Here is a 24,006-nt window from a genome sequence, read left to right on the forward strand (position 1 = left end):
CCGGAGTGCCGTCGACCCGACAGCAGAACGGGCGCGACAGCGTACGGCGGATATCGGCTGCGCCGCGCGGATAGCGACCTTCCGGGATCGCTCGTTAGCGTGCGACCACCGCTGGCGTGGTGTTCGGCGGCGGTTCACCCGGTGGAGGAGATCATGAGGATTGCCGTCGTCGGCGCCGGATTCGCCGGTGTCAGCGCAGCCAAGGTGCTGCGGCAGAGCGGGTTCGACGTCACAGTGTTCGAGCGCGCGCCCGACGTCGGCGGGGTGTGGAGTCGTACCCGGCGATACCCCGGCCTGCACACCCAGAACGACAAGGGCACCTACCACCTCTCCGACCTGCCGATGCCCGCCGACTACCCGCAGTGGCCCTCGGGTGAGCAGGTCCAGCGGTACCTGGAGAGCTACGTGGAGAAGTTCGGGCTGGCCAACGCGCTGCGCCTGTCCACGGAGGTCGCCTCGGCCGAGCTGGTCAACGACGAGACCGGGTGGCTGGTGACCTCGCGGCCGGCGGGCGCCCCGGACCCGCTGACCGTGGAACGGTACGACCACCTGATCGTCGCCAACGGCATCTTCTCGGATCCGTTCGTTCCGTCCTTCGACGGGCAGGCGAGCTTCGCGGCTGCCGGAGGGCGCGTCCTGGCGACGGGGGAGTTCCACGACATCGAGGCGGCCCGGGGCAGGAATGTCCTCGTGGTCGGGTACGGCAAGTCGTCCTGCGACGTGGCGGTCCCGGTGAGCGAGGTCGCCGCCCAGACCCACGTGGTGGCGCGCGAACTGCTCTGGAAGATGCCCCGCAAGCTCGGTGGAGCGCTCAACTACAAGTACCTGCTGCTCACCCGGATGGGTGAGGCGCTCTTCCGTTACCTGCACCTGAAGGGCTTCGAGCGGTTCCTGCACGGCCCGGGGAACGGTCTGCGCCAACGGATGGTCGACAGCGTCGGCTCGGTCGCGACCCGGCAGTTCAAGCTGCGCCAGCTGGGTCTCGTGCCCAACGGCAGCTTCGAGGACATCGCCCGCAGCACGGTCAGCCTCGCCACCGAGGGCTTCTTCGAGCGGGTCGCCGACGGCCGCATCGCCGTACACCGGGAACAGGTGATCACCGAGTTGCTCGTCGACGACGGTGGCCGCCCGGCCGCCCGCCTGGCCGACGGCACGGTGCTCCCCGCCGACCTGGTGATCTGCGGTACGGGCTTCCGCCAGCACGTGCCGTTCTTCGACGACGCGTTGCACGCCCGGCTTCAGGACGACGCCGGCAACTTCATGCTCTACCGGCAGATCCTTCCGATCGGCGTGCCTCGGCTGACGTTCGCCGGCTACAACTCGTCGTTCTTCAGCCCGCTCAGCGCGGAGATGGCGGCGGTCTGGACGGCCGCGTACCTGCGCGGTGGGATCACCCTGCCGACCGAGGTGCGGATGCGCGACGAGGTGCGCGCCCGACTGTTCTGGATGACGAAGCGCACCAACGGACGGCACGCCCGGGGCACGAACATCATCCCGTTCTCGATGCACAACGTCGACGAGGTGCTCGACGAGTTGGGGCTCAACGTCGGCCCGCTGACCCGGGCGCGGCAGTGGTTGTTCCCCGTCGACCCCGGCTCGTACCGCAGGGTGACGGCGCAGATGATCCGGCGTACCGCCGACCCGGTATCCGCCATCGGCGGCGAAGGTCTGTTAAAGATGGATAAAGTACGCAGATAGCGTCGCGGTAGACGAGGGAGGCTCGGGGACGATGGCAGGCCAGCAGGGTCACCAGCATGGGGTGCCCGTGCCGGCGGCCCTGGCCCGCTGAGCTGTCCCGACGTCCGTGCTGAGGCGCGCCGAGTTCTTCCGGGGTCTCGGGGACAGCAGGAGCCCGAACTCGGCGACCGTCCTGGAACTGCTCTTCGACATCGTCTACGTCTTCGCGCTGGCCCGCCTCGCCGGGCGGGTCGCCGACGACCTGACCATCGTCCGGCACACGCTGCTGTCCGAGGCGGGCCAGACCGTCCTGTTCTTCACGGCGATGTGGATGATCTGGTCACTCAACGCCCTGCTGGCGAGCACCTACGACCCCCGACGCCCCGACCTGCAGGCCGTCCTGCTGGCGACGATGTTCGGCACCCTCGTGCTGGCGGTCACCTTGCCGCAGGCGTTCGGCCAACGTGGCGTGATCTTCGCCTGCACCTACGTGGTCATCCAGGTCGGCCGACCGCTCTTCCTGGCGTTCGCTCTGCGGGGCCACGTGGTGCACACGTTCTCGCTCCGGGTGCTGACCTGGCACGTGGCGTCCGGCGTGCTCTGGATCAGCGGCGGCATCAGTGGCGGTCTCGGTCGGGGCATCTTCTGGACCATCGCTCTCGCCATCGAGATGATCGGCGCTGCCACCACGTACCCCCTGCCCCGGATGGGCGGGCCGCAGCTCACCTCCCTGGGGGTCACCGTCTCGCAGGCGCACCTCGCCGAGCGGTACAACCAGTTCTTCATGATCGCTCTCGCCGAGGTGGTGCTCGAAGCCGGTGCCGCAGTCAGCTTCCCGGGCTTCTCCACCGAGGGAACGATCACCCTCGTCGCCTCGTTCGTGGCGGTGGTCTCGTTCTGGCGGATCTACTTCTACCACGTCAGGTCCGGTCACGCCGCGACCCCGAGTGGAGAGGGGATCCAACTGTCGCGCTGGGCGAGCTACAGCCTGCTGTTGATCGTCGGTGGCATCATCTGCACCGCCGTTGGCTTCGGACAGATCATCGAGGATCCGCACCCGCCGATCGACTGGGCGCTGGTGGCCATCGTCTTCGGCGGCCCGGTGCTGTTCCTGATCGGGCGGAGTTTCCTGGAGCAGGACAGCCGGATCGCGCCGCGCTGTCGGGCGCTGTTCCTGGGTGCGGCGGCACTTGTCGTGGCTGCCCCGGTGATGGTGTTCCTCCCGCCGGTCGCGGTGGCGGCATCCGCGGCGGTCATCCTGGCCGGCATCACCGTGTTCGACCAGCGGGCCCACAAGCGTGGGTCGGAGACCAACCCGACGCTGTGACACGTCATTGCGGGTCGGCGGCCACCCCGCGTATGGTCGTCGGGCACGCCGTCGAGTGGGAAGGAGGTCAGAACAATGTCCGATGTTCTGCGCCCCCTCCGCGCTCCGGCGTCCGCGCGGATCTGATCCGGGGCGCGCGCTTCCCGGAGGACCAACCCATGACTGATCTGGTCATCCGCCCGCTCGTCGCGGGCGAGGAAAACCTGTTCGACTCCATGCCCGACCCGCTGCCCCAGCTGCGCCAGGTCGCGTACGCCGACGGGATCGCCGGTGGCGGCTACCGTCCCGAGACCACCTGGGTCGCGCTGCGTGCCGGCCGGGTGGTCGGTCGGGCCGCCTGGGTCCTCCCACCGGGTGCCATCGGTGCCCCGTGGCTGGAACGGTTCGACCTGGACGCCGAGCCGGAGGTGGGCGCCGAGCTGCTGCGCGCCGCCCACGAGGCGCTGGGCGGTCCCGGTCTGTACTACGCCGCGTTGCCGGCGCACTGGCGGCGTCGGCCCGAGGTGCTGGCCGTGGTGCGGGCGCCCATGGCGGCCGCCCGCCTCGCCGGGCTGGTCGAGCGGGGGGAGCGGCTCCGCTGCTCCTGGACGGGCACCCCGCTGCCGGCATCCTCCAATCGGTACGACTTCCGTCCGCCCGTCGACGTGGCGGAGATCAACGCCCTGGTCGCCCGGATCGCCGAGCCGGACGTGCTGACCGGCGTCGAGAACGCACTAGCGGTCGGCGGCGTCGACCTGGCCACCGACCCGCTCGCCTGGTTGGGCGACAAGACCGAGGAGTGGCGCGTCGCGGTGGACGCCGGTGAGCCGGTGGGCGTGGCCGGAACGGCCGGAGACGCCTGCTACCCCCTGCTCGCCTACCTCGGCCTGCTCGACGAGGCCGCCCGGCCCGAACTGCTCGCCGAGGCGGTCCGGGTCCTGGCCGCCGGCGGTGCCCGCGAGGTCATCGCCGACGTGGACTCGCACCGGGTGGCGGTGCTGGCGGAGTTGGAGCGGACCGGCTTTCGGCAGCTGCGTACCCGGGTCGTCTTCGCGCCGCCGAACACCACGGAATAGCTGACCGGGTGCGCCCGGTCACCCGGGCGCACCCCCACAGCCCGTGTCGAGCGCGTCCCCTGTCAGCATCTGACCATGCCGGAGATCATCGCGCTCCTCGTCGGCGGGTTGGCGCTCGTCGTGGCGGCGGTCGCCGGGCTCTACCTCTGGCCGGTGGGCCGCCGTGGGTTACGGGTCGCGCCGGCCCGACCGCTCGACTTCGACACGGCCACCCGTGCCGCCGCGGCCATCGTCGCCGCCGAGACGGCCGATCCGGAGGTGCGACCGGAGTCGCGCAGTCGCCTGCTGAGCCACGGTTCCCGTACCGGCCGGGCCGTGCTGCTGTTGCACGGGTACACCCTCGCGCCCGAGCAGTACGAACGGCTGGCCGAGGAGTTCTTCGACAGTGGGTACAACGTCTGGGTTCCCCGGGCGCCCCAGCACGGGACCGTCGACCGGCGGGCACACCACCGGGTCGAGGCCGATGAGCTGACGACGTACGCCGCGCAGGGGTGGGCTGTCGCGGCGGCGCTGGGAGACGAGGTCGGCGTCGTGGGAATCTCCGGGGGCGCCGTGCTGGCCGCCTGGCTGGCCCAGGTGCCCGGAAACGTCGTACGGCATCTGCTGTTGCTGTCGCCGTTCTTTGCTCCGAATCCGCGACAGGCACCGGCCTACGCGGTGAAACCGCTCATCACGCTGTACGGGCGTCGCGTTCTGCGGGATCGCGTCACGTCGCGGGGATACTCCCTCGCCGCCGTCACCCAGTACCTGAGGATCGCGCGTACTCTGCCGAAGCCGCCGCGGCGGACCGGTCTGCGGAGCGCGGCGGTCGTGATCAGCCCGCTCGACGGCGTCGTGGACCTCAGGGCGGCGGTCGACGTGCCGCGCCGGATCGCCGACGCGAACGCGTCACCGCTGCGGGTGTGCACCCTGCCGGAGACATTGGGCGTCGAACACAACACCCTCAACCTCGCCGCCCTGGGCGCCGAGGGCGACGAGCTGCGCCGGCTCTACGTCGCGCTCTACGAAGGCGCACCAGCACCAGACCCCACACCAACCCACCGCTAAATCCCCCACCCCGCCGCCCCGCCCTCGCCCCGCCCCGCCCCGCCCCGCCCCCGCCCTCCGCCCCCCGCCCCGCCGATCTTGCACTTGGGGTTGTCGACATGGGCGGGACGCCCCTTATGTCGGGACAGAAAGTGCAAGATCGGCGAGGGCGAGGGCGAGGGCGAGGGCGAGGGCGAGGGCGAGGGCGAGGGCGGGGCGAGGGTGGGGGCGGGGGCGGGACGGGGGTTTGGTTTTTTACTTGGCGTTGAACACCGGCGGGGCGTAGCCGGCGGGCTTGTCGCCGATGGCGAGGCCGGGGCTGACCACCCAGGACTGGTACTGCGGGGTGAACATCACGTAGGGCACCCCGAGTTGCGGAGCGCTGGCCTCGTCGAGACGGCGACGGGCGTCGGCCGGGATCTCGAAGTCGAGCGCCTCGAAGTTGCTGCCGATCTGCTCGGGGCTGCTCGCGCCGATGATCACTGAGGCCACGGCCGGTTGGGTGGCTACCCAGTTGATCGCGACCTGGGCCATGCTGCGGCCCAGTTCGGTGGCGACGCTCTCCAGGGCGTCGATGACCTGCCAGTCGCTGGGGCTGATCTCGCGGCCTCCGGCGTTGGGAGTGGTCAACCGGCCGGTCCCGCTCAGGCCGTCGTCGCTGCGCCGGTACTTGCCGCTGAGCAGGCCGCCGGCGATCGGGCTCCACGCGGTGAGCCCCATGCCCATGGTCTGGGCCATCGCCACGAACTCCGCCTCGATGTCACGGCTCACCAGGGAGTACGGCAATTGCAGGTTGATCATCGGGGCCAGGCCGTGCGCCTCGGCGTAGCTCTGCGCCCGGGCGGCGTACCAGGCCGGTACGTCGGAGAGGCCGGCGTACCGGATCTTGCCGGCGCGTACCAGGTCGTCGAGGGTGTGCACGACCTCCTCGACGGGCGTGATCCGGTCCCAGGTGTGCAGCAGGTACAGGTCGATGTAGTCGGTGCCCAGTCGGCTCAGCGACGCCTCGACGGCCCGCATGATGTGCTTACGGCCGTTGCCACTCGCGTTCGGGTCGCTCGGGTCGACGGTGTTGGTGAACTTGCTGGTGAGCACGAGCCGTTCGCGCACGCCGGCCCGCTCGATCAGCCGACCGAGGATCTTTTCGCTCTCGCCGGCGGTGTAGAAGTCCGCCGTGTCGATGAAGTTCCCGCCCGATTCCAGATACCGGCGGAAGATCGGCTCGGCCTCCTCCTCGGTCTTGCCGTACGCGGCGTGGAACCCGTCGACGCCGAAGTTCATGGTGCCCAGCGCCAGCCGGCTCACCCGCAGACCCGACTTACCGAGCAGGTAGTAGTGGTTCATCGTGGCGTCCTCTCGATCACGTGGCGGCCCCGAGCGGACCGTTTTCCAGACCTTTGCTCGACAAAATTGGACCTGCAAGTCCAAAACCCGAGCTAGGGTCGGACGGGCAGGCACGAGGGGCAAGCGGTGAGGGAGGTCTCATGACAAGGGCGCTGACCCGCAAGGGCGAGGCCACCCGGGCGCGGATCGTCGCCGGCGCCGCCGCCGAGATCCGTGAGCGCGGCGTCGACGAGGTACGCCTCGAGGATGTGATGGCCCACACCGGCACCAGCAAGGGTCAACTCTTCCACTATTTCCCGGACGGAAAGGAAGAACTGCTGCTGGCAGTGGCCCAGCACGAGGCCGACCAGGTCCTCCTCGACCAGGAGCCGATGCTCAGCAACCTGACGTCCTGGCCGGCCTGGCTGGCGTGGCGCGACCGGCTGATCGAGCGCTACCGGGCACAGGGGGTGAAGTGCCCGCTCAACGGGCTGCTCGGCCAGACCGGGCGGCGGGCGCCGGGCGCACAGGCGATCGTGACCGGGCTCATGTGGCGCTGGCAGAACGCGATCGCCGACGGTGTCCGGCACATGCAGTCGACCGGGGACATCTCCTCGGACGTGGACGCCGACCGCGCCGCCGCGGCGCTGCTCGCCGGCATCCAGGGCGGCGTACTCCTGCTGCTCTCCACCGGAAAGACCGACCACCTGGAAGCGGCCCTCGATCTCACCATCGACTCCCTGCGGGCAGGTGCCCGGACGGCCTGATCGGGTCAGGATCTGCCGTCGGCCAACAGCTCGTCGAGCACGGGCGGGAGCTGAGCCGGAGCCGGCACGGTTATTGTTGTGCCCGAGTTCTGGGAGATCGGAGCAGACGTGGCAGGTGACGACGACATCTCCGGGTGAGCACCCGGACCGGCCGCCGACGGGCGCGTGATCTCGCCTTCGTCGCCGCGGCCTCCGTCGTCATGTCCTGCTTGCGCCGGGGTGCCGGTGTGCGCCCCGGATCGTCGTTATCCGAGGTTCCCCATGTCTGTTCGACCTGCTCTCATCGCCCATGATCTCGTGCGGGTCCGCGGCGACCGCCGGGTGCTCGACGGCGTCTCCCTGACCGCCGCGCCCGGCCACCGCAGCGGCCTGATCGGCGAGAACGGCACCGGCAAGACGACCCTGTTGCGGGTCCTGGCCGGCGTCGACGTACCCGACTCCGGCACCGTCACTCGTCCACCGGACGTCGGCTTCCTGCACCAGGAACTGCCGTTGCGGGCATCCGCCACCATCGCCGCCGTCCTCGACGACGCGCTGCGCGAGGCTCGCGCCGACCTCGCCGAGCTGGACCGGATCGGCGTCGTGCTCGCCGACGCGCCGGAGGGCACCGAGCGGCACGACCGGTTGCTGGCCGCGTACGGCGAGATGCTGGAGCGGGCGCAGCACCGCGACGCCTGGGACGCCGACCGGCGTGCCGCCACGGTCCTCGACGGCCTCGGTCTCGGCGGGCTGCCCCACGACCGCATGGTGGGTGTGCTCTCCGGCGGGCAACGTGGTCGGCTCGCCCTCGCGGCGACGTTGATCCGCCGGCCGAGCGCGCTGCTGCTCGACGAGCCCACCAACCATCTCGACGACGCGGCGGCGGCGTTCTGCGAGGACCAGGTCCGTGCCATGCCGGGAGTGGTCGTGGTGGCCAGTCACGACCGGGCCTTCCTGGACGCGGTCTGCACCGATCTCATCGACCTGGACCCGGCGGCCGACGGGCCGGTCCGCTTCGGCGGCGGCTACACCGCGTACCTGGCGGCGAAGCGCGCCGAGGCGCAACGGTGGCGGCGGCGCTACGACGACCAGCAGGCGCTCCTCGCCGACCTGCGCGAGGCCGCCACCGTGACCGGGCACCAGGTCGCCCCCGGCCGGGGCCCGCGCGACAGCGAGAAGATGGGGTACGGGCACACCGCCGGCCGTGTCCAGAACCAGATCTCCCGGCGCGTCCGCGACGCCGTCCGTCGACTGGAGACGATCGAGCGCGACCCGGTTCCGGTGCCGGCGGAGCCGCTGCGCTTTCAGGCGAGGGCGCTCGCCGTCGGCGACAGTGACGGCCTCATCGTCACGGCGGAGCGGCTGGAGGTTCCCGGCCGACTGTGGGTGTCGCATCTGGAACTCAGGTCCCGCGACCGGCTGTTGGTGACCGGCCCCAACGGCGCTGGCAAGTCGACCCTGCTGGCCGTCCTCGCCGGCCGGCTGACCGGTGCCGGAGCGCTCTGGCGACGACCGGAACTGCGGATCGGCCTACTCACCCAGGACAGCGTCTTCGCGGATGCGCGGCGAACGGTCCGGCAGGTCTTCGAGGCGGCCGTCGGCGTGGCGCGGGCCGCTGCCGTACCGCTGTCGTCTCTCGGGCTGTTCGCCACGGCGGACCTCGATCGCCCGGTGGCCGACCTGTCGGTGGGACAGCGCCGTCGGCTCGCCCTCGCGGTGCTCGTCGCCGATCCGCCGGAGCTGCTCCTGCTCGACGAGCCCACCAACCACCTCTCGCCGACGCTCTGCGACGAGTTGGAGGACGCGCTGGGCACCGGCCCGGGTGCCGTCGTCCTGGCCAGCCACGACCGCAGACTCCGCTCCCGCTGGCCCGGCCCACAGCTCCACCTCCCCACCTGAACCCACCCCCCACCCCCCACCCCCCACCCCCCGAGCCGTTGATCATGAAGTTATTGCCACGACACGCCGCTGCGCAGGGCAACAACTTCATGATCAACGCAGGGGTTGCGGGGGTGAGCGGGGGTGGGGGTGGGGGTGGGGTGGGGTGGGGGTCGGTGGAGTGGGGTGGGGGTTGCGGGGGTTGGAAACGTTTTCGTAACGGGCCCTTGACCTCTCCGCCACTTGCGGAGCAGACTCCCCGGAAACGTTTACAGCTATCGGGTGGAGGTGCCGAACGTGGGTCGTAAACGTTTACAGGAACCGGCGGACGGCCGGCCCACGGTGCACACCGTCGCCGCCCGCGCCGGCGTCTCCATCGCGTCGGCCTCGCGGGTGCTCAACGGCGTCGGCGGCAGCCCCGAGACGATCCGCAAGGTACGTGCGGCGGCGGCCGAGGTGGGCTACGTGCCCAACGCGATCGCCCGGTCGTTGCAGTCCCAGCGCACCGGTCTGATCGCGCTCGCGGTGGAGGACATCGGCAACCCGGTCTACGTGGAGATGATGCGGGCCATCGAGGCCGTGGTCGCGTCCTCCGGGCGGCAACTGCTGGTGCACGCCACCGGCGGGCGGATCGACAACGAGACCGCGCTGCTGCGGCGACTGGCCAACCGCTACGTGGACGGCATGATCGTCTCGCCGATCCGGGTCACCGACGACCATCTCACCGCGCTGGTGGACAGTCCGGTGCCGGTGGTGGTCGTCGGCCAGCTCGGCGCGGACGCTCCGATCGACAACGTGCGTACCGACTCCCGCCACGGTGTGGCGCTGGCCGTGGACCATCTCGTCGCCACCGGCCGACGGCGGATCGGTTTCGTCAACGGCCCGCTCGACACCGTTCCGGGCGCCGCCCGTGACGCCGGGTTCCGGGCCGCCCTGACCCGACACGGCATCCCGCTCGACGCCGAGCTGATCGAGGTCGGCGACTTCCAATACGCGGCCGGCCGCGCCGCCACCGAGCGACTGCTCGCCCGCGCCGACCCGGACGCCCTGGTCTGCGCCAACGACCTCATCGCGGTCGGCGCGCTGCACGCCCTGCTGGTCGCCGGCCGTCGGGTGCCGCAGGACGTCGCGCTGGTCGGCATGGACGACACCGAACTGGCCCGGATGATGTTTCCCCAGCTCTCCAGCGTCTCGCTCGGCTCGGCCGAGCGTGGTCGCCGGGCCGCCGAACTGCTCCTGCACCGCATCGCCGACGCCACACTGCCGCCGCGCCGCGAGCAGGTGCCGCCAAGTCTCGTCGTTCGCGCGTCCAGCGCCGCGACCCTGCCGGTCCCTCGACCCGCCGGCCCACCCACCACCCACCCGTCCAGCGAAGGGGTGACCGCATGACCACCCTGACCGAGCGGCCGGACGTCGAACGGGCCGAGCCGGCCCGCCGGCCCAGCCGGTTCCGCTCCGACCGCACCACCATCTACCTTCTCCTGCTGCCGTCGCTGCTGCCGATCCTGGTGCTGTCGGTGTTCCCGCTGCTGCGCGGCATCTACCTCGGTTTCACCGACGCTCGCGCCGGTCGCAATGTCGAGGTCAGCTTCACCGGCCTGGCCAACTACCGGGACCTCCTCGGCGACGAGCTGTTCTGGAACTCGTTCAAGATCGGCCTTCTCTGGGCGGTCGGGGTGACCGTGTTGCAGTTCCTGCTCGCCCTCGGGCTAGCGCTGCTGCTCAACCAGCAACTGCGGTTCCGAGGTGTGGCGCGGGTGCTGGCCGTCGTGCCCTGGGCGATGCCGCCCGTCGTCGTCGGCATCCTGTGGAAGCTCGTCTACCACCCCGACGCCGGCCTGATCAACGAGTTCTTCTACCGCGTCGGCGCCGACGGACTGCGGACGAACTGGCTGGGCGACTTCAGCACCGCCCTGCCCGCGGTGATCATCGTCGGGGTCTGGGCGGGCATGCCGCAGACCACCGTCGTCCTGCTGGCCGGCCTGCAGGGCGTGGGCCGTGAGCTGCACGAGGCGGCGGCGGTGGACGGGGCGAGCACCTGGCACCGGTTCCGACACGTCACGCTGCCCGCGCTGGCGCCGGTGATCGTGGCGATCACCTCGCTGGACTTCATCTGGAACTTCAACTCGTTCGGCCTGGTCTACGTGCTGACCGCGGGTGGGCCGGGCGGCAAGACGATGCTGCCGATGCTGTTCGCGTACGAGGAGGCGTTCCGCTACGGCAACTACGGCTACGCGGCGGCGCTCGGCAACGTCATGGTCGTGATCATCATCGCGCTGCTCGCGGTCTATCTCCGTCGCCGGCTCAGGGAGGCGAACTGACATGTTCGGAAAACCGAGCCGCACCAGCCGGACGTTGCAGTACCTGGCGCTCGCCGGCTACCTGATCTTCCTCGGGTTCCCGCTGGTCTGGCTGCTCTCCACGGCGTTCAAACCGCCGCGCGAGCTGGTCCGCCTGCACCCGACGTTGATTCCGGACAACCCGACACTGCAGAACTTCGTGCAGGCGTTCACCGAACAGGAGCTGGGCCGGGCGGCGCTCAACAGCCTCCAGGTCTCGCTCGCCTCGGCGGTGCTGACCGTGCTGGTGGCCATGCCGGCGTCGTACGCGTTGGCCCGGTTCCGCTCCAAGCTCGGCACCGCCGCGCTGGGCTGGGTGCTGCTGTCCCAGCTCTTCCCGTTCGTCCTGCTGATCATCCCGATCTTCCTGGTACTGCGGCAGGTCGGCCTGGCCAACACGCACGCCGGGCTGGTGTTGATCTACGTGGTCTGGGCGCTGCCGTTCGCGCTGTGGATGTTGCAGGGCTTCGTTCGCAACATCCCGCGGGAGCTGGAGGAGGCCGCGTCGGTCGACGGCGCCACCCGGGTGCAGGTGCTGCGGCGGGTGGTCTTCCCGCTGCTGGCCCCGGGCCTGGTCGCGACCGCGCTGTTCTCCTTCATCTCCGCCTGGAACGAGTTCTTCTTCGCCCTGGTGCTGATCAAGACCCCGGAGCTGGCCACCCTGCCGGTGGCGCTGGCCCGGTTCGTCGGCATCGAGGGGACCGCCCGACTGGGGCCCCTGGCCGCCGGCTCACTGCTGGCGACCCTGCCCAGCCTGATCTTCTTCGCGTTCATGCAGCGCCGGCTCTCGTCCGGGTCGCTGGCCGGCGCGGTCAAGGGCTGAGCCGTCCCCCACCCACCATCACCAAGGAGGTAACCCCCATGCTCCGTACCCGATTCCGCCGACTCGCGGCGGCTGCCGCGGTCGCGGTCGTCGGCCTCGGCGCGCTCAGCGCGTGCGGCGACGGCGGCGGCGACGAGGACGCGTCCGGCCCGGCCAAGCTGCGATTCCTCAGCCTCGCCTGGCAGAAGGAGTCGCTCCAGGTCAACAAGGACCTGGTCGCCAAGTGGAACGCCGAGCACCCGGACATCCAGGTCGAGTACGTCCAGGGTGACTGGAACTCGGTGCACGACCAGCTGCTGACCTCCTTCGAGGGCGGCGACGCGCCGGACATCGTGCACTACGAGGCGTCCTCGATCGGCGAGTTCAGCAAGCAGGGCTATCTGGCCGACCTCTCCGACCTGGTCTCCGACGACCTCAAGGGGCAGATCGACAAGGGCATCTGGGACACCGCCACCACCGACGGCAAGGTCACCGGCGTGCCGTTCCTGCTGGAGTCGCAGGTCGTCATCGCCAACAAGAAGCTGCTCGACGCCGCGGGTGTCGCGGTCCCACCGGCCGACGGCGGTTGGACCTGGGACGAGTTCCAGAGCAACGCGCAGAAGCTCACCAAGCCCGGCCAGTACGGCGCGGCGTGGGCGTTGAAGTCGCCGACCAACCGGGTGCTCAACCTGGCGCTCAACTACGACGGCACGTTCTTCTACGGCGACGGTGGGCGCACCGAGGTCAGGGTCGGCGACGCGGAGAAGGAGATCCCGAAGCGGATCCACGACATGCTCTACACCGCCAAGTCCGCCTCCCCGGAGGCGCTCGGCATGAGCGGCGCGGACACCCTGCCCGGCTTCTTCGGCGGGAAGTACGCGATGCTGCCCGGCTCGGTGTCGCTGCGCCAGCAGATGGTCGAGCAGGCGCCGGCCGGCTTCGAGTGGGTCACCCTGCCCCCGATCAAGGGCCTCTCCACCAAGCAGGCCGCCAACCCGCAGACGCTGTCGATCTCCGAGGACAGCAAGCACAAGAAGCAGGCCGCGCAGTTCCTGGAGTACTTCCTCAACCCGACCAACATGGCCGCCCTGGCCAAGGGCGACTGGCTGGTGCCGACCGGCAAGCAGGCCAACGAGCAACTGGTCAAGCTCACCGACGGCAAGCAGGGCTGGGACGTCGCCGCGGACAGCGCCACGGACCTGACCGTCGCCCCGTTCCAACAGGCCGACGGCTACCCGGAGTGGAAGACCAAGTACGCCACCCCGGCTCTCCAGCAGTACTTCGCCAACAAGATCACCCTCGATCAGCTCGGCACGCAGCTGGTCGACGGTGGCAAGCAGGTTCTGAGGTAACGACATGTCACTCTTGCTCGACACATCGGTTGGTTGCCTGGTCGGCGCCGCGGTCGGAGACGCCCTGGGTGGCGCCACCGAGACGGCGCTGCCCGAGCAGATCCGGGCCCGCTTCGGCGGCTGGGTCGAGGGCATCGTGCCCCCGTACCACGCCGACTGGGCCACCGCGCGACCCCTCGCGCCGTACCACAAGGGCGACGGGCACCTCACCGACGACACGTTGATGACCCACGCCCTGGTCCGCGCCTACGCGGCCAAACGGGACCACCTCGATGCCTTCGACGTGGTCGACCTGCTGGTTCCCGACCTGATCGAGCGGGTGGTCTACATCCCCGACCTGGAGCGCGACGGGGTGACCTTCCACCGGCTCGCCGCCGCCGAACGGTGGCTGGTCACCCGACTGCACCACGCCCACGCGGACCCCCGCGAGGCCGGGGTCGGCAACATCGTCAACTGTGGCGCGGCCATGTACATGGCACCGGTCGGCATCGTCAACGCGGGCGACCCGGCCGGGGCGTACGCCGAGGCGGTGGAGATCGCCGGCGCGCACCAGCACAGCTACGGGCGGGAGGCCGCCGCCGTGTTCGCGGCCTCGGTCGCGGCGGCCGCGACCCCCGGCGCGGGCGTCGAGGACGTCGTCTCCGCAGCCCTGGACGTGGCCCGTGACGGCACCCGCGCGGCCATCGACGCGGTGGTCAAGGAGGCCCGCGGCCACCACGACTGGAAGCAGGCCATCCCGGCGCTGCGGGCCGCGGTCGCCCCCTACGACACGGTGGGGGAGGAGTACCGCAGCCCCGGCCTCGGCGCGCGGCGGCCCAGTCGCCTGCACGCCATCGAGGAGCTGCCGGTGGCTCTCGGCATGCTCGTGGTGGCCGGCGGCGACTTCCGGGCCGCGGTGCTCGGCTCGGTCAACTACGGCCGCGACGCCGACTCCACCGCCACCATGGCCGCCGCCATTGCCGGGGCGCTCGGTGGCGCGGCGGCGGTGCCGGCGGAATGGTCCGACGTGGTCGCCAGCGCCTCCAAGACCAACCTGGTGGAACCGGCCCGGGTCCTCGCGACGGTGGCCGGTGAGGTCTTCGAGCGCGACCAGGCCCGGTTCGCCCGCCGAGCCGACCGCTTCGCGGCGCTGGCGCAGGAGTCGACCCGGTGAGGATCACCTGGGTTCAGCCGGAGGACCTGCTGCCGCACGAGCTGGCGGCCAGCCGGGACGAGGGGCGCGACGTCACCGCGCTCGCCGCGCGCTGGACGGCGGCCGGCGGGGACCTCACCCCGCCGGTCAGCGGGGCGTCGGTGAACCCGGCGTCGCCGCAGCTGCGGGCCCTCGCCACGGAGCTGCTGGACGCCGCCGACGCGTTGCCCGCCGTCGACACCACCGACGAGGCCGACGACCTGGCCTCGCTGCGCGCCGGGTGGCCGACCACCTGGTCGCTGCCGACCGAGGCGGCGTACGACCGGCTGCACGGCGGGTGGCTCGGCCGGGCGGTCGGCTGCCTGCTCGGCAAGCCGGTGGAGAAGATCCCCCGCGCGGGCATCCGGGAGATCCTCACCGCTACCGACCGGTGGCCACTGGGCGACTGGTTCACCGCGAAGGGGCTCCCGGCCGACGTGGCCGCCCGCTGGCAGTGGAACCGGCGCAGCGCGCCGACCAGCCTCGCCGAGAACATCGACGGGATGCCCGAGGACGACGACCTGAACTACGCGCTGCTGGCCCTGCGCGTGCTGGAGACGCACGGTCGGGGCTTCACCAGCGCCGACGTGGCGCAGGCGTGGCTGGACTGGCTGCCCGGCGGGCGGGTCTTCACCGCCGAGCGGGTGGCCTACCGCAACCTGCTGCTCGGCTACCCGCCGCCGCAGAGCGCCCGCCGGCACAACCCGTTCCGGGAGTGGATCGGCGCGCAGATCCGCACCGACGTGTACGGCTGGGTCAACCCCGGCCGGCCGGACCGCGCCGCCGAACTGGCGGTGCGCGACGCGACGGTCAGCCACGTCCGGGGTGGGGTGCACGGCGCGCTCTGGGCCGCCGCCCTGGCCGCCGCGGCCCCGGTCGCGAACACCGTGGACGAGGTGCTGGACGCCGCCGAGGCGGTGCTGCCGCCGAACAGTCGGTTCGCCACCACGGTCCGGGAGGCACGTGCCCTCGGCGCGGGCACCGACGACTGGGAACGCGTCGTCGACGAGCTGTACGCCCGACACGGCCACCTGCACTGGGTGCACGTCCGCAACAACGCGGCGCTGGTGGCCGCCGCCCTGGCGTACGGGCGGGGAGACCTGGAACGGTCGATCACCGCCGTGGTCAGCGGCGGCTGGGACACCGACTCGACCGGCGCGACGGTCGGCGCGGTGACCGGAGCGCTCACCGGCGCGTCCGGGTTGCCGCAGCGCTGGGTCGCCCCGCTGCGCAACCGGCTGGCCAGCAGCATCGCCGGCTTCGACGGGATCGGCTTCGACGAGCTGGCCGGGCGGACCCTCGCCCTGGCGCAGCCGGCGACGGAAGGGAGCGTGGCATGAGCGCGCGGGTGGCGGTGGTGGGCAGCAGCAACCTGGACCTGGTGGTCACGGCGTCGCGACTGCCCAGCCCCGGTGAGACGGTGCTCGGCGAGAACTTCCGGACCGTACCCGGCGGCAAGGGCGCCAACCAGGCCGTCGCCGCCGCCCGAGCCGGTGCGGCCTGCGACTTCGTGGGCGCGGTGGGCGACGACGAGTTCGGTACCCGGATGCGGGCGAGTCTCGTCGACGCCGCCGTGGACGTCCGGGGTCTGCGGACCGCTGCCGGCCCCTCCGGTGTCGCGTTGATCGCTGTCGACCGGGACGCGGAGAACTTCATCCTGGTCGCGCCCGGCGCCAACGGCACGCTGACCGAGCTGGACGCGGACGACCGGGCGACGATCGCGGCGGCCGACGTGCTGCTGCTGCAACTGGAGGTGCCGCTGACCGCGGTGCTCCAGGCGGCGAGCTGGGCCCGGGCCGACGGCACCACGGTGGTGCTGAACGCCGCGCCGGCCGCCGCGTTGCCCGCCGCCCTGCTCGACCTGGTCGACGTGCTGGTGGTCAACGAGCACGAGGCGGCGGTCGTCGCCGAGGTCACCTCCGACGACCCGCCGGTGCTGCTCGACGCCCTGCTGAAGCTGGTGCCCCGGGTGGTGCTCACCCTCGGCGCGCGCGGGGCCGCGTACGCCGATCGACACGGCCTGCGTCTCGCGGTCCCGGCGCCGCAGATCGACGCGGTGGACACCACCGCCGCCGGTGACGCGTTCACCGGCGCGCTCGCCGTGAGCTGGGCCGAACGCGGCGGCGCCAGCAACGAGGACACCGTCACCGCCAGCCTGCGCTGGGCCTGCGCCGCCGGCGCGGCCTGCGCCCAGCGGCCCGGAGCGTCCACCGCCCTGCCCGACCGGCCGGCCATCGACGCCCTCTACGACGCGACCTACCGAGGTGCACCGTGAGCTTCAACCCGTACGTCCCGCGCCCGATCGACCGGCCGACCGAGGTGCCGTTGGGCGGGCACGCCGACCTGAGCACCCTGGACGAGGCGAAGATCTTCGCCGCCCCCGCCGACCCGGCCGACTGGCCGGCCTGGCGGGAACAGATCGCCCGTTGGCGGGTCGACGCCCGGGACCGGATCGGCTACGTCGGCGAGCACTACGACGAGATCGCCGGTGACTGCTTCAGCGTCTGCCTGGCCTGGCTCTGGGACGGGACGCTCTACGACCACGAACGCGGCGTCTTCACCGTCGACGAGTTCCTCGACGCGGCCGGGCGGGACTTCGGCGGCTTCGACGGGGTGGTGCTCTGGCACGCGTACCCGGTCATCGGCCTCGACGACCGCAACCAGTTCGACTGGTACCGGGACGTGCCGGAGCTGCCCGATGTGGTGCGCGCGTTCCAGCAGCGTGGGGTGCGGGTCTTCGTCGACTACAACCCGTGGGACACCGGCACCCGGCGCGAGGTGGGCAGCGACGCCGAGGAGGTCGCCACGCTGGCCGGCAAGCTCGGCGTCGACGGGGTCTTCCTGGACACCCTCAAGGAGGGCGCCGGGGAACTGCGCACCGCGCTGGACGCAGTGCGCCCCGGCCTGGTCCTGGAGGGCGAGAGCCGGGTGCCGCTGGCCCGCATCGCCGACCACGCCCTGTCCTGGGCGCAGTGGTTCGCCGACTCCGAGGTGCCCGGTGTGCTGCGGGCGAAGTGGTTCGAGCGACGGCACGTGCTGCACCACACCCGGCGCTGGCATCGCGACCACCTCGACGAGCTGCACTCGGCCTGGCTCAACGGCGTCGGCGTGCTGGTCTGGGAGAGCGTCTTCGGCGTCTGGGTCGGCTGGAACGAGCGCGACCGCGCGGTGCTGCGGGCGATGCGCCGGGTGCAGAGCAGCCACGCGGCGTGGTTGCGCGCCGAGGACTGGGTGCCGCTCGCCGACCACCCCGGCGACGGCCAGGTGTACGCGTCCCGCTGGACGCACGACGACGAGCCGCTGTGGACGGTGGTGAACCGGGGCGCGGACCACGACGGCCCATGGCTGGTCACCGACCCGAGCGCTGGCCGACACTTCGTCGACCTGGTCACCGGTGTCGAACTGACCGTCACCGAGACCGCCGACGGTCGGCTGGCGGTGGGCGGCCCGCTCCCCGCCGGCGCTATCGCGGCCGTCGCGCGCGGACGCGCCTCCGCGTACCGGCACGAGCCGCCGACCGGCGACCCGTCCTTCCCGGCCCGCGCCGCGGTACGCGTCCGTACGCCATGGGCGCCCCGACCGCAGGTGCCGCCGGGCCTGGTCGCCGTCGAGGGCGGCCGGCACGACCTGATCGTCCGGCACCGGGTACGGGAGACCGGGCTGTACGGCGAAGCGCCCTACGTCGACGAGTGGAAGCCCCTGCCGCCCCGGCTGCACCACCCCGGCGCGCTGCGGCGCAGTGTGCGCCTCGGCCGGTTCGCCATCGCCGTGCACGAGGTCACCCACGGCGAGTACGCCGAGTTCCTGCGCGCCGCCGGCTATGTTCCGGTGCGCCCGGAGCGGTTCACCGCCGGCTCCGGTCCGGCCGACGCCCCGGTCACCGGGGTCGACCTGGCCGACGCGCGGGCGTACGCGGCGTGGGCCGGGCTGCGCCTGCCCACCGAGGACGAGTGGCAGGTCGCCGCCGAGGCGGGGCTGCTCGTACGGCGGGAACCGCTGGTGTGGAACCTGACCGAGAGCGAGCACTCCGACGGTCGTACCCGCTTCGCCATCCTCAAGGGCGGCGCCCAGTACCGGGCGCAGGGCTCCGACTGGTACCTCGACGGCGGTCCGCAACCGGCGGACGTGTCGGTGAAGCTGCTGCTCACCGGCGCCGGTCTCGCCCGCTCCGAACAGGTCGGCTTCCGTTGTGCGGCCGACCTGCCGGAGGTGACCCGGTGACCGCGCCACTGGACGGCGTCAAGGTCGTCGACCTGGCCACCCTCTTCGCCGGGCCGCTCGCGGCGGCGTTCCTCGGTGACTTCGGCGCCGACGTGGTCAAGGTGGAGCATCCGGCCAAGCCGGACCCGTCGCGGGGGCACGGCCCGGCCCGCGACGGTGTCGGGCTCTGGTGGAAGGTGCTCGGGCGCAACAAGCGCACCGTCACCCTCAACCTCTCCGACCCCGACGGCGCGGCATTGCTGCGTCGGCTGCTGGCCGACGCCGACGTGCTGGTGGAGAACTTCCGCCCCGGCACCCTGGAACGGTGGAGGCTCGGCCCGGCCGAGCTGCACGCCGTCAACCCCCGGCTGGTGATCGCGCGGATCAGCGGGTTCGGGCAGGTCGGTCCGTACGCCCGCCGGCCCGGCTTCGGCACTCTCGCCGAGGCGATGAGCGGTTTCGCCGCGGCCACCGGGGAACCGGACGGGCCGCCCACGCTGCCACCGTTCGGGCTGGCCGACTCGGTGAGCGCGCTCGCCGCCGCGTACGCGGTGATGCTCGCCCTGCGGGCCCGCGACGTCACCGGCGCCGGGCAGGTGATCGACCTCGCCATCATCGAGCCGATCATGGCGATGCTCGGGCCGCAGGTCACCTGGTACGACCAGCTCGGCTACCTCCAGCCCCGGCTGGGCAACCGGTCCAACAACAACGCTCCCCGCAACACGTACCGCTGCGCCGACGGGCGCTGGGTGGCGGTCTCCACCAGCGCGCAGAGCATCGCCGAGCGGGTGCTGCGGCTGGTCGGCCGCGGCGAGCTGATCGACGAGCCGTGGTTCGCCACCGGCAGCGGGCGGGCCGCCCACGCCGACGAGTTGGACGCGGCGGTGAGCGCCTGGGTGTCGCAACGCGACCGCGACGAGGTGGTGGCCGCGTTCGAGGAGGCCCAGGCCGCGGTCGCCCCCGTCTACGACGTGCGCGACATCCTCGCCGACCCGCAGTACGCCGCGCTGGGCACCGTGCGCACCGTGCCGGACGAGGAACTGGGCGAGGTACGGATGCAGAACGTGCCGTTCCGCCTCACCGAGACGCCCGGCGAGATCCGGCACGCCGGCCGGCGGCACGGCCAGGACACCGACACCGTCTTCGGCGCGCTCGGCCTGAGCGCCGAGGAGTTGGCCGCGCTGCGCGAGCGGGGGGTGCTCTGATGCTGTTGAGCTGGCTCTACGTACCCGGCGACCGCCCGGACCGGTTCGCCAAGGCGGTCGCCTCCGGTGCCGACGCGGTCATCCTCGACCTGGAGGACGCCGTGGTCGCCGGACGCAAGGCGTACGCCCGGGACGCCGTCGCCGAGTTCCTCACCGAGGCGCATCCGGTACCCGTGCAGGTCCGGGTCAACGAGCTGACCGGCCCGGACCTCGATGCCGACCTGACGGCGGTGGTTGGCCGGCCCGGGTTGGCCGGGCTGCGGCTGCCGAAGGTCGAGTCGGCCGCGACGCTGGCGGCCCTCGCCGAACGGGTCGACGTGCCCCTGCACCCGCTGATCGAGTCGGCGGCCGGGCTGGAGGCCGCGTACCCGATCGCCGCCGCCCACCCGGCGGTGGCCTCGATCGGGCTCGGTGAGGCCGACCTGCGCTCGGATCTGGGGGTGAGCGACGACGACGGGCTGCTCTGGGCGCGCGGCCGGGTGGTGGTCGCGGCCCGCGCGGCCGGTCTGGCCCCGCCGGCCATGTCGGTGTACGCCGACGTCGTCGACCTCGCCGGTCTGGCCGCCTCCTGCGCGACGGGCCGACGGCTCGGCTTCCTCGGTCGTGCGGCGATCCACCCACGCCAGCTTCCGGTGATCGTCGACGCGTTCCGGCCGGCCGACCGGGAGGTGGCCCGCGCCGCGGAGCTGCTGGCCGCCGTGGCGGACGCGCACCAGCGGGATACGGGGACCGTGGTCCTTCCCGACGGCCGCTTCGCCGACCGGGCGATGGTGGCCGCCGCCCGGCGCGTCGTCGACCTCGCCGCCCGCTACGCCGCCTGAGCCTCGTCGGCTGTTCCCCGTCGTCGGTGTGGTCGACCGCCTCGGGTCGGCCCCGCCCGGCCGCCCACTGAGCCCGCGGCTACGCGGGGTCGAGGTGTTCGAGGCGGGCGAGGTCGGCGGTGCCGGACCGCACCACGGCCGCCGCCAGCGCGACGGTCGCCGGCTGGACTCCGCTCTGCTGCTCCGCGGCGGCGATCCGGACCGACTGTGCGAGATGCGCCCGCAGGTGCCCGGCGAGCAGGCGGTGAAACGGCTGCCCGTTGGCCGCTCGCAGCGCGGCCATCTCCTGCGCGGTGGCCATGCCCGGCATGTCGTGGCCCTCGTGCGGATTCGTGGTCGGGGCGGCGGCCTCGGCCAGCAGCCGGCGGGCGGAGTCCAGATCGGCGCGGCGGGTGGTCGCCACCTGGGTGGCCGTCTGCCGCCAGGCCGGGTCGGTGGTCCGCGCCGGCACCAGATCGAGCACGGGCAGCAGGCGTTCGGTCATCGCCACGGTCAGTTGCAGCCAGGCGACGTCGGTGGGGTTGAACGCCGTACCCGTGGGGGTCGGCGCGGTCGTCGCCGGTGGCGCGGCCGCAGGTGGTGTGGCGGTGCTGGCCGCGTCCCGGGGCCCGGTGCCGCAGCCGGCGACGAGCAGCACGGCGACGAGCGCCGTGGACACTGCGCGCTGGCGCATCCGATCTCCCTTTCCGACCAGGGCGGCGGGCCCGGGTGACCGGACCCGCCGCCGTGGTGTGGAGCCGTCGTTCAGATCGGTCGGCCGTCGTGACCGCACTTGATGACGGGACGGATGCAGTCCTGGACCCGGCGGGCCAACTCCGCCACCGGCCAGGCGTTGAAGAAGTCGCCGTGCATGGTGTAGCCCGGCCCGGAGGCCAGCCGGAACCGCGACGGATCGCCGGTGACCGGGTACCGCAGCACCTGGCGCAACTTCGGCACGTGCACCGGGTGGGTGCTCGGGCAGGCCTGGTTCACCGGGTACGCCAGGTGGCTCTTGTGGTCCGGCGAGTCGAGGTCACGGCCGTTCCAGCACTGCGGGAAGTCCAGGTACGACTCCAGCATGGTGCCCGACGGGCAGTTGACGAAGTCCTTCGACGGCGGCACGTGCCCGGCGTGCAGGCAGGACCAGCGAGCGATGCTGTCGTTCGGCCCGGTGGCCTTCGCGTTGCCGGCGACGAGCCGCAGCCCGAGCGGGAACGGCTGGGTGTTCGCGACGACGTCGGCGCGTACGCCCTCGCCCAGGTAGTAGAACGTGGCGATTGCCGGCTCCACCGCGACGTTGTCCCGGTACAGGGTCGGCACCCAGTACGACGAGACGTCCACCCGCGGGTTGCAGGTGGTGGGCGAGTTGACCAGGTCGGGGAGGGTGGTCCTGGCGTTCGTCACGGTGCTGCCGAAGAAGCTGTGCATGTGCGACGCCCCGGGCAGCCCGGGGAAGATGATCGGGTCGTCGGGCAGTCGGTGGCTGTAGGTGCAGTCGGCGGGGAACTCGGCGACCCGGATGACGTTGGCGCCGAAGTCGGCGCCGGCTTGGCCGGGGGCGGCGTCGGCCCGGTTGGTGGTGGACACCAGGTACGTGCCGAGTAGCACCAGCAGGGCGCCGATCGCCGTGGCGAGGCGCAGTCGGCGGGGGATGCCGGAGAGGGGTGCGGCCCTGTCCATCGTGACTCCTGTCGGGGGACGGGTCAGGGACAGCTCCGGTGCCGCCGCCGAAGGCATCGGAGTTGTGCCTGACCAGACTGGGTGGTGGCCGGTTGGGCCGGTGCGAGAGAGCGCTCTCACTGCTCCCCAGCCTCACGCCGAAGTCGACAATTGTCAATACGTGCCGCAGATGGTGGAAAGACGACGAAGGGCCGGGCCCCGTGGTGGGGGTCCGGCCCTTCGGTGCTGGTGCTGGTGCTGGTGCTGGTGGTGGGGTGTGGGGGTCAGCTGGTGGCGTAGCCGCGGGTGGCGATCCAGTCGGCGAGGTGCTCGACGCTGATCTGGTAGGCGGCCTGGTTGGCGTCGGCGGAGTCGGCGATGGTGACGGTGTCACCGTTGTCGCGGTAGCCGACGACGCTGATGTAGTGCCCGCCTTCGTAGGAGTGGCTCACACCGGTGGTGTCGGTGCTGGTCCCGGCGATGTTCGCGACCACGGCCCTGCCGTCGTCGACGGTGCGGACGATGTCGGCGCGCAGCCGGTCGGTCTGCTTCGCGTCGGCGTCCGGGGTGCTGATCTCCACCGACCGGTAGGCGTTGTTCTTACCGGTCTCCTTGTTCAGCACCGGGGTGATGTCGTTGATCGAGTTCGTGCCGGCCTCGGTGGTGCCCATCTCCTTGGCCATGTCATCGACGTTGATGTTCTTACCCTGCACACTCAGGGCGTTACGGGTCGCGGCGGGCCCGCAGTAGTAGAAGTTCGGCTGCGCCTCGTACCGCACACCCAACTCCCGCTCACCATGACCCTTACGGTCAGTCTGCGTCCCAGTGGTGGGCTTGGCATCGGACATGGCGTAAGCGGCGGTCACCGGCCCGGCGATCGCACCACCGGCGAACGCGAGCCCGGCGGCGGTCAGGGCGGTCTTACGGATCAGATCGGTACGCATGATGGCGTGCTCCTCTGCCTTGGGGGGAAACCCACACCACAGCGGGGGATGGTGGCGCGGGAAAGTTCTTGCCCGGCGACCCGCAACGGGGTCGGCGTCGGGACAGGGATGTAACCGGTCGCGGTGGCCGGTCATTCCGGCCTGACCGCGAGGGGATCAGCCTGTTGTGGTGCTCGGCCGATCAGGGGGTGTAACCGGGGCGGGCTGCCCGGTGTTCCCGACGGCAGCCGGCCGTTTGGTGCTCGGCCGCGCGGGGGTGTAACCGGGTCGGCCTGGCGGGTGTTCCCGGCGGCGGCCCGGCGTGTGGTGCTCGGCCGTGCGGGGGGATGTAACCGGGGCGGCCTGCCTAGTGTTCCCAGAGGGCTGCCGTGGCGGCCGTGTGGTGCTCTGCCCTGCGGGGGTGTAACGAGGTGGCCTGCCGGGTGTTTTGGCGGGCCCTGGCCTGGGGTTGACCCGGGCTGCTGCGATGGTCTGCCAGGTATAACGACCCCGGCCGGCCGCG

The 24,006-nt window shown here is 72.0% G+C and carries 20 protein-coding genes; 16 read left to right on the forward strand and 4 right to left on the reverse strand.

Features of this window, described 5'->3' with window-relative positions:
• Positions 1-153: 153 nt before the first annotated feature.
• The 4 genes from ACZ6NZ_RS08170 to ACZ6NZ_RS08185 all read left to right on the forward strand — a co-directional run bounded on the left by ACZ6NZ_RS08170 (position 154) and on the right by ACZ6NZ_RS08185 (position 5,106).
• Complete coding sequence (locus ACZ6NZ_RS08170; protein ID WP_465856935.1) at positions 154-1,698, forward strand: flavin-containing monooxygenase; 1,545 nt, start codon at positions 154-156, stop codon at positions 1,696-1,698.
• Positions 1,699-1,804: 106 nt separating this feature from the next.
• Positions 1,805-3,004 carry a low temperature requirement protein A gene (locus tag ACZ6NZ_RS08175; protein WP_465856937.1) on the forward strand — a complete coding sequence of 400 codons (1,200 nt, stop codon included), beginning with the start codon at positions 1,805-1,807 and terminating at the stop codon, positions 3,002-3,004.
• Between the two features lie 158 nt (positions 3,005-3,162).
• Positions 3,163-4,059: an acetyltransferase gene (locus tag ACZ6NZ_RS08180; RefSeq protein WP_465856939.1), complete on the forward strand. Its 897-nt coding sequence runs from the start codon at positions 3,163-3,165 to the stop codon at positions 4,057-4,059.
• Between the two features lie 75 nt (positions 4,060-4,134).
• Positions 4,135-5,106, forward strand: a complete 972-nt coding sequence (locus ACZ6NZ_RS08185) for an alpha/beta hydrolase (protein ID WP_465856941.1) — start codon at positions 4,135-4,137, stop codon at positions 5,104-5,106.
• A gap of 234 nt (positions 5,107-5,340) precedes the next feature.
• On the opposite strand, the gene ACZ6NZ_RS08190 is transcribed toward ACZ6NZ_RS08185, so the two are convergent.
• A complete protein-coding gene (locus tag ACZ6NZ_RS08190; RefSeq protein ID WP_366613423.1) occupies positions 5,341-6,429 on the reverse strand; it encodes an aldo/keto reductase in 1,089 nt (362 codons plus the stop codon).
• 140 nt (positions 6,430-6,569) lie between these two features.
• Here ACZ6NZ_RS08190 and ACZ6NZ_RS08195 point away from each other — a divergent pair, with 140 nt between their 5' ends.
• From ACZ6NZ_RS08195 to ACZ6NZ_RS08250, 12 genes are all read left to right on the forward strand, one after another.
• Entirely contained in the window at positions 6,570-7,175 is a 606-nt protein-coding gene (locus ACZ6NZ_RS08195; RefSeq protein WP_465856943.1) for a TetR/AcrR family transcriptional regulator, read from the forward strand.
• A gap of 261 nt (positions 7,176-7,436) precedes the next feature.
• Entirely contained in the window at positions 7,437-9,053 is a 1,617-nt protein-coding gene (locus ACZ6NZ_RS08200; protein ID WP_465856945.1) for an ABC-F family ATP-binding cassette domain-containing protein, read from the forward strand.
• A 276-nt stretch (positions 9,054-9,329) separates the two neighbouring features.
• A complete protein-coding gene (locus ACZ6NZ_RS08205; RefSeq protein ID WP_465856947.1) occupies positions 9,330-10,421 on the forward strand; it encodes a LacI family DNA-binding transcriptional regulator in 1,092 nt (363 codons plus the stop codon).
• Positions 10,418-11,353, forward strand: a complete 936-nt coding sequence (locus ACZ6NZ_RS08210) for a carbohydrate ABC transporter permease (RefSeq protein ID WP_465856949.1) — start codon at positions 10,418-10,420, stop codon at positions 11,351-11,353. Before ACZ6NZ_RS08205 ends, ACZ6NZ_RS08210 begins: the two co-directional genes overlap by 4 nt.
• 1 nt (position 11,354) lies before the next feature.
• On the forward strand, positions 11,355-12,194 hold the full coding sequence (locus ACZ6NZ_RS08215) for a carbohydrate ABC transporter permease (protein ID WP_238667634.1): 840 nt from the start codon (positions 11,355-11,357) through the stop codon (positions 12,192-12,194).
• 38 nt (positions 12,195-12,232) lie between these two features.
• Positions 12,233-13,525 carry an ABC transporter substrate-binding protein gene (locus ACZ6NZ_RS08220; protein WP_465856952.1) on the forward strand — a complete coding sequence of 431 codons (1,293 nt, stop codon included), beginning with the start codon at positions 12,233-12,235 and terminating at the stop codon, positions 13,523-13,525.
• Positions 13,526-13,529: 4 nt separating this feature from the next.
• Positions 13,530-14,678 carry an ADP-ribosylglycohydrolase family protein gene (locus ACZ6NZ_RS08225; protein WP_465856954.1) on the forward strand — a complete coding sequence of 383 codons (1,149 nt, stop codon included), beginning with the start codon at positions 13,530-13,532 and terminating at the stop codon, positions 14,676-14,678.
• Positions 14,675-16,036, forward strand: a complete 1,362-nt coding sequence (locus ACZ6NZ_RS08230; protein WP_465856956.1) for an ADP-ribosylglycohydrolase family protein — start codon at positions 14,675-14,677, stop codon at positions 16,034-16,036. The genes ACZ6NZ_RS08225 and ACZ6NZ_RS08230 overlap by 4 nt, the downstream gene beginning before the upstream one ends.
• A complete protein-coding gene (locus ACZ6NZ_RS08235) occupies positions 16,033-16,971 on the forward strand; it encodes a ribokinase (protein WP_465856958.1) in 939 nt (312 codons plus the stop codon). Before ACZ6NZ_RS08230 ends, ACZ6NZ_RS08235 begins: the two co-directional genes overlap by 4 nt.
• Entirely contained in the window at positions 16,968-18,917 is a 1,950-nt protein-coding gene (locus tag ACZ6NZ_RS08240; protein ID WP_465856960.1) for an SUMF1/EgtB/PvdO family nonheme iron enzyme, read from the forward strand. Before ACZ6NZ_RS08235 ends, ACZ6NZ_RS08240 begins: the two co-directional genes overlap by 4 nt.
• The gene (locus ACZ6NZ_RS08245) at positions 18,914-20,101 is read left to right on the forward strand and encodes a CaiB/BaiF CoA transferase family protein (protein WP_465856962.1); all 1,188 of its coding nucleotides are present in this window, start codon (positions 18,914-18,916) and stop codon (positions 20,099-20,101) included. Before ACZ6NZ_RS08240 ends, ACZ6NZ_RS08245 begins: the two co-directional genes overlap by 4 nt.
• Positions 20,101-20,922, forward strand: coding sequence for an HpcH/HpaI aldolase/citrate lyase family protein (locus ACZ6NZ_RS08250; protein ID WP_465856964.1), 822 nt, complete (start codon positions 20,101-20,103; stop codon positions 20,920-20,922). The genes ACZ6NZ_RS08245 and ACZ6NZ_RS08250 overlap by 1 nt, the downstream gene beginning before the upstream one ends.
• A gap of 79 nt (positions 20,923-21,001) precedes the next feature.
• Here the strand turns inward: ACZ6NZ_RS08250 and ACZ6NZ_RS08255 are convergent, their stop codons facing one another.
• From ACZ6NZ_RS08255 to ACZ6NZ_RS08265, 3 genes are all read right to left on the reverse strand, one after another.
• Positions 21,002-21,595 carry a DUF305 domain-containing protein gene (locus tag ACZ6NZ_RS08255; protein ID WP_465856966.1) on the reverse strand — a complete coding sequence of 198 codons (594 nt, stop codon included), beginning with the start codon at positions 21,593-21,595 and terminating at the stop codon, positions 21,002-21,004.
• Between the two features lie 71 nt (positions 21,596-21,666).
• Positions 21,667-22,581: a DUF1996 domain-containing protein gene (locus ACZ6NZ_RS08260; protein ID WP_465856968.1), complete on the reverse strand. Its 915-nt coding sequence runs from the start codon at positions 22,579-22,581 to the stop codon at positions 21,667-21,669.
• A 263-nt stretch (positions 22,582-22,844) separates the two neighbouring features.
• Positions 22,845-23,504 (reverse strand): C39 family peptidase, encoded by a 660-nt coding sequence (locus tag ACZ6NZ_RS08265; protein ID WP_465856970.1) that lies wholly within the window; start codon positions 23,502-23,504, stop codon positions 22,845-22,847.
• Positions 23,505-24,006: the final 502 nt, after the last annotated feature.

Source organism: Micromonospora sp. NPDC047756 (assembly GCF_055587245.1).

What these genes read in the sequence shown, in the direction of transcription:
- ACZ6NZ_RS08255 (WP_465856966.1), bottom strand. Translation starts at nt 21,595, where the DNA reads ATGCGCCAGCGCGCAGTGTCCACGGCGCTCGTCGCCGTGCTGCTCGTC.
- ACZ6NZ_RS08260 (WP_465856968.1), bottom strand. Translation starts at nt 22,581, where the DNA reads ATGGACAGGGCCGCACCCCTCTCCGGCATCCCCCGCCGACTGCGCCTC.
- ACZ6NZ_RS08190 (WP_366613423.1), bottom strand. Translation starts at nt 6,429, where the DNA reads ATGAACCACTACTACCTGCTCGGTAAGTCGGGTCTGCGGGTGAGCCGG.
- ACZ6NZ_RS08265 (WP_465856970.1), bottom strand. Translation starts at nt 23,504, where the DNA reads ATGCGTACCGATCTGATCCGTAAGACCGCCCTGACCGCCGCCGGGCTC.
- ACZ6NZ_RS08185 (WP_465856941.1), top strand. Translation starts at nt 4,135, where the DNA reads ATGCCGGAGATCATCGCGCTCCTCGTCGGCGGGTTGGCGCTCGTCGTG.
- ACZ6NZ_RS08200 (WP_465856945.1), top strand. Translation starts at nt 7,437, where the DNA reads ATGTCTGTTCGACCTGCTCTCATCGCCCATGATCTCGTGCGGGTCCGC.
- ACZ6NZ_RS08225 (WP_465856954.1), top strand. Translation starts at nt 13,530, where the DNA reads ATGTCACTCTTGCTCGACACATCGGTTGGTTGCCTGGTCGGCGCCGCG.
- ACZ6NZ_RS08250 (WP_465856964.1), top strand. Translation starts at nt 20,101, where the DNA reads ATGCTGTTGAGCTGGCTCTACGTACCCGGCGACCGCCCGGACCGGTTC.
- ACZ6NZ_RS08210 (WP_465856949.1), top strand. Translation starts at nt 10,418, where the DNA reads ATGACCACCCTGACCGAGCGGCCGGACGTCGAACGGGCCGAGCCGGCC.
- ACZ6NZ_RS08235 (WP_465856958.1), top strand. Translation starts at nt 16,033, where the DNA reads ATGAGCGCGCGGGTGGCGGTGGTGGGCAGCAGCAACCTGGACCTGGTG.
- ACZ6NZ_RS08195 (WP_465856943.1), top strand. Translation starts at nt 6,570, where the DNA reads ATGACAAGGGCGCTGACCCGCAAGGGCGAGGCCACCCGGGCGCGGATC.
- ACZ6NZ_RS08220 (WP_465856952.1), top strand. Translation starts at nt 12,233, where the DNA reads ATGCTCCGTACCCGATTCCGCCGACTCGCGGCGGCTGCCGCGGTCGCG.
- ACZ6NZ_RS08180 (WP_465856939.1), top strand. Translation starts at nt 3,163, where the DNA reads ATGACTGATCTGGTCATCCGCCCGCTCGTCGCGGGCGAGGAAAACCTG.
- ACZ6NZ_RS08170 (WP_465856935.1), top strand. Translation starts at nt 154, where the DNA reads ATGAGGATTGCCGTCGTCGGCGCCGGATTCGCCGGTGTCAGCGCAGCC.
- ACZ6NZ_RS08215 (WP_238667634.1), top strand. Translation starts at nt 11,355, where the DNA reads ATGTTCGGAAAACCGAGCCGCACCAGCCGGACGTTGCAGTACCTGGCG.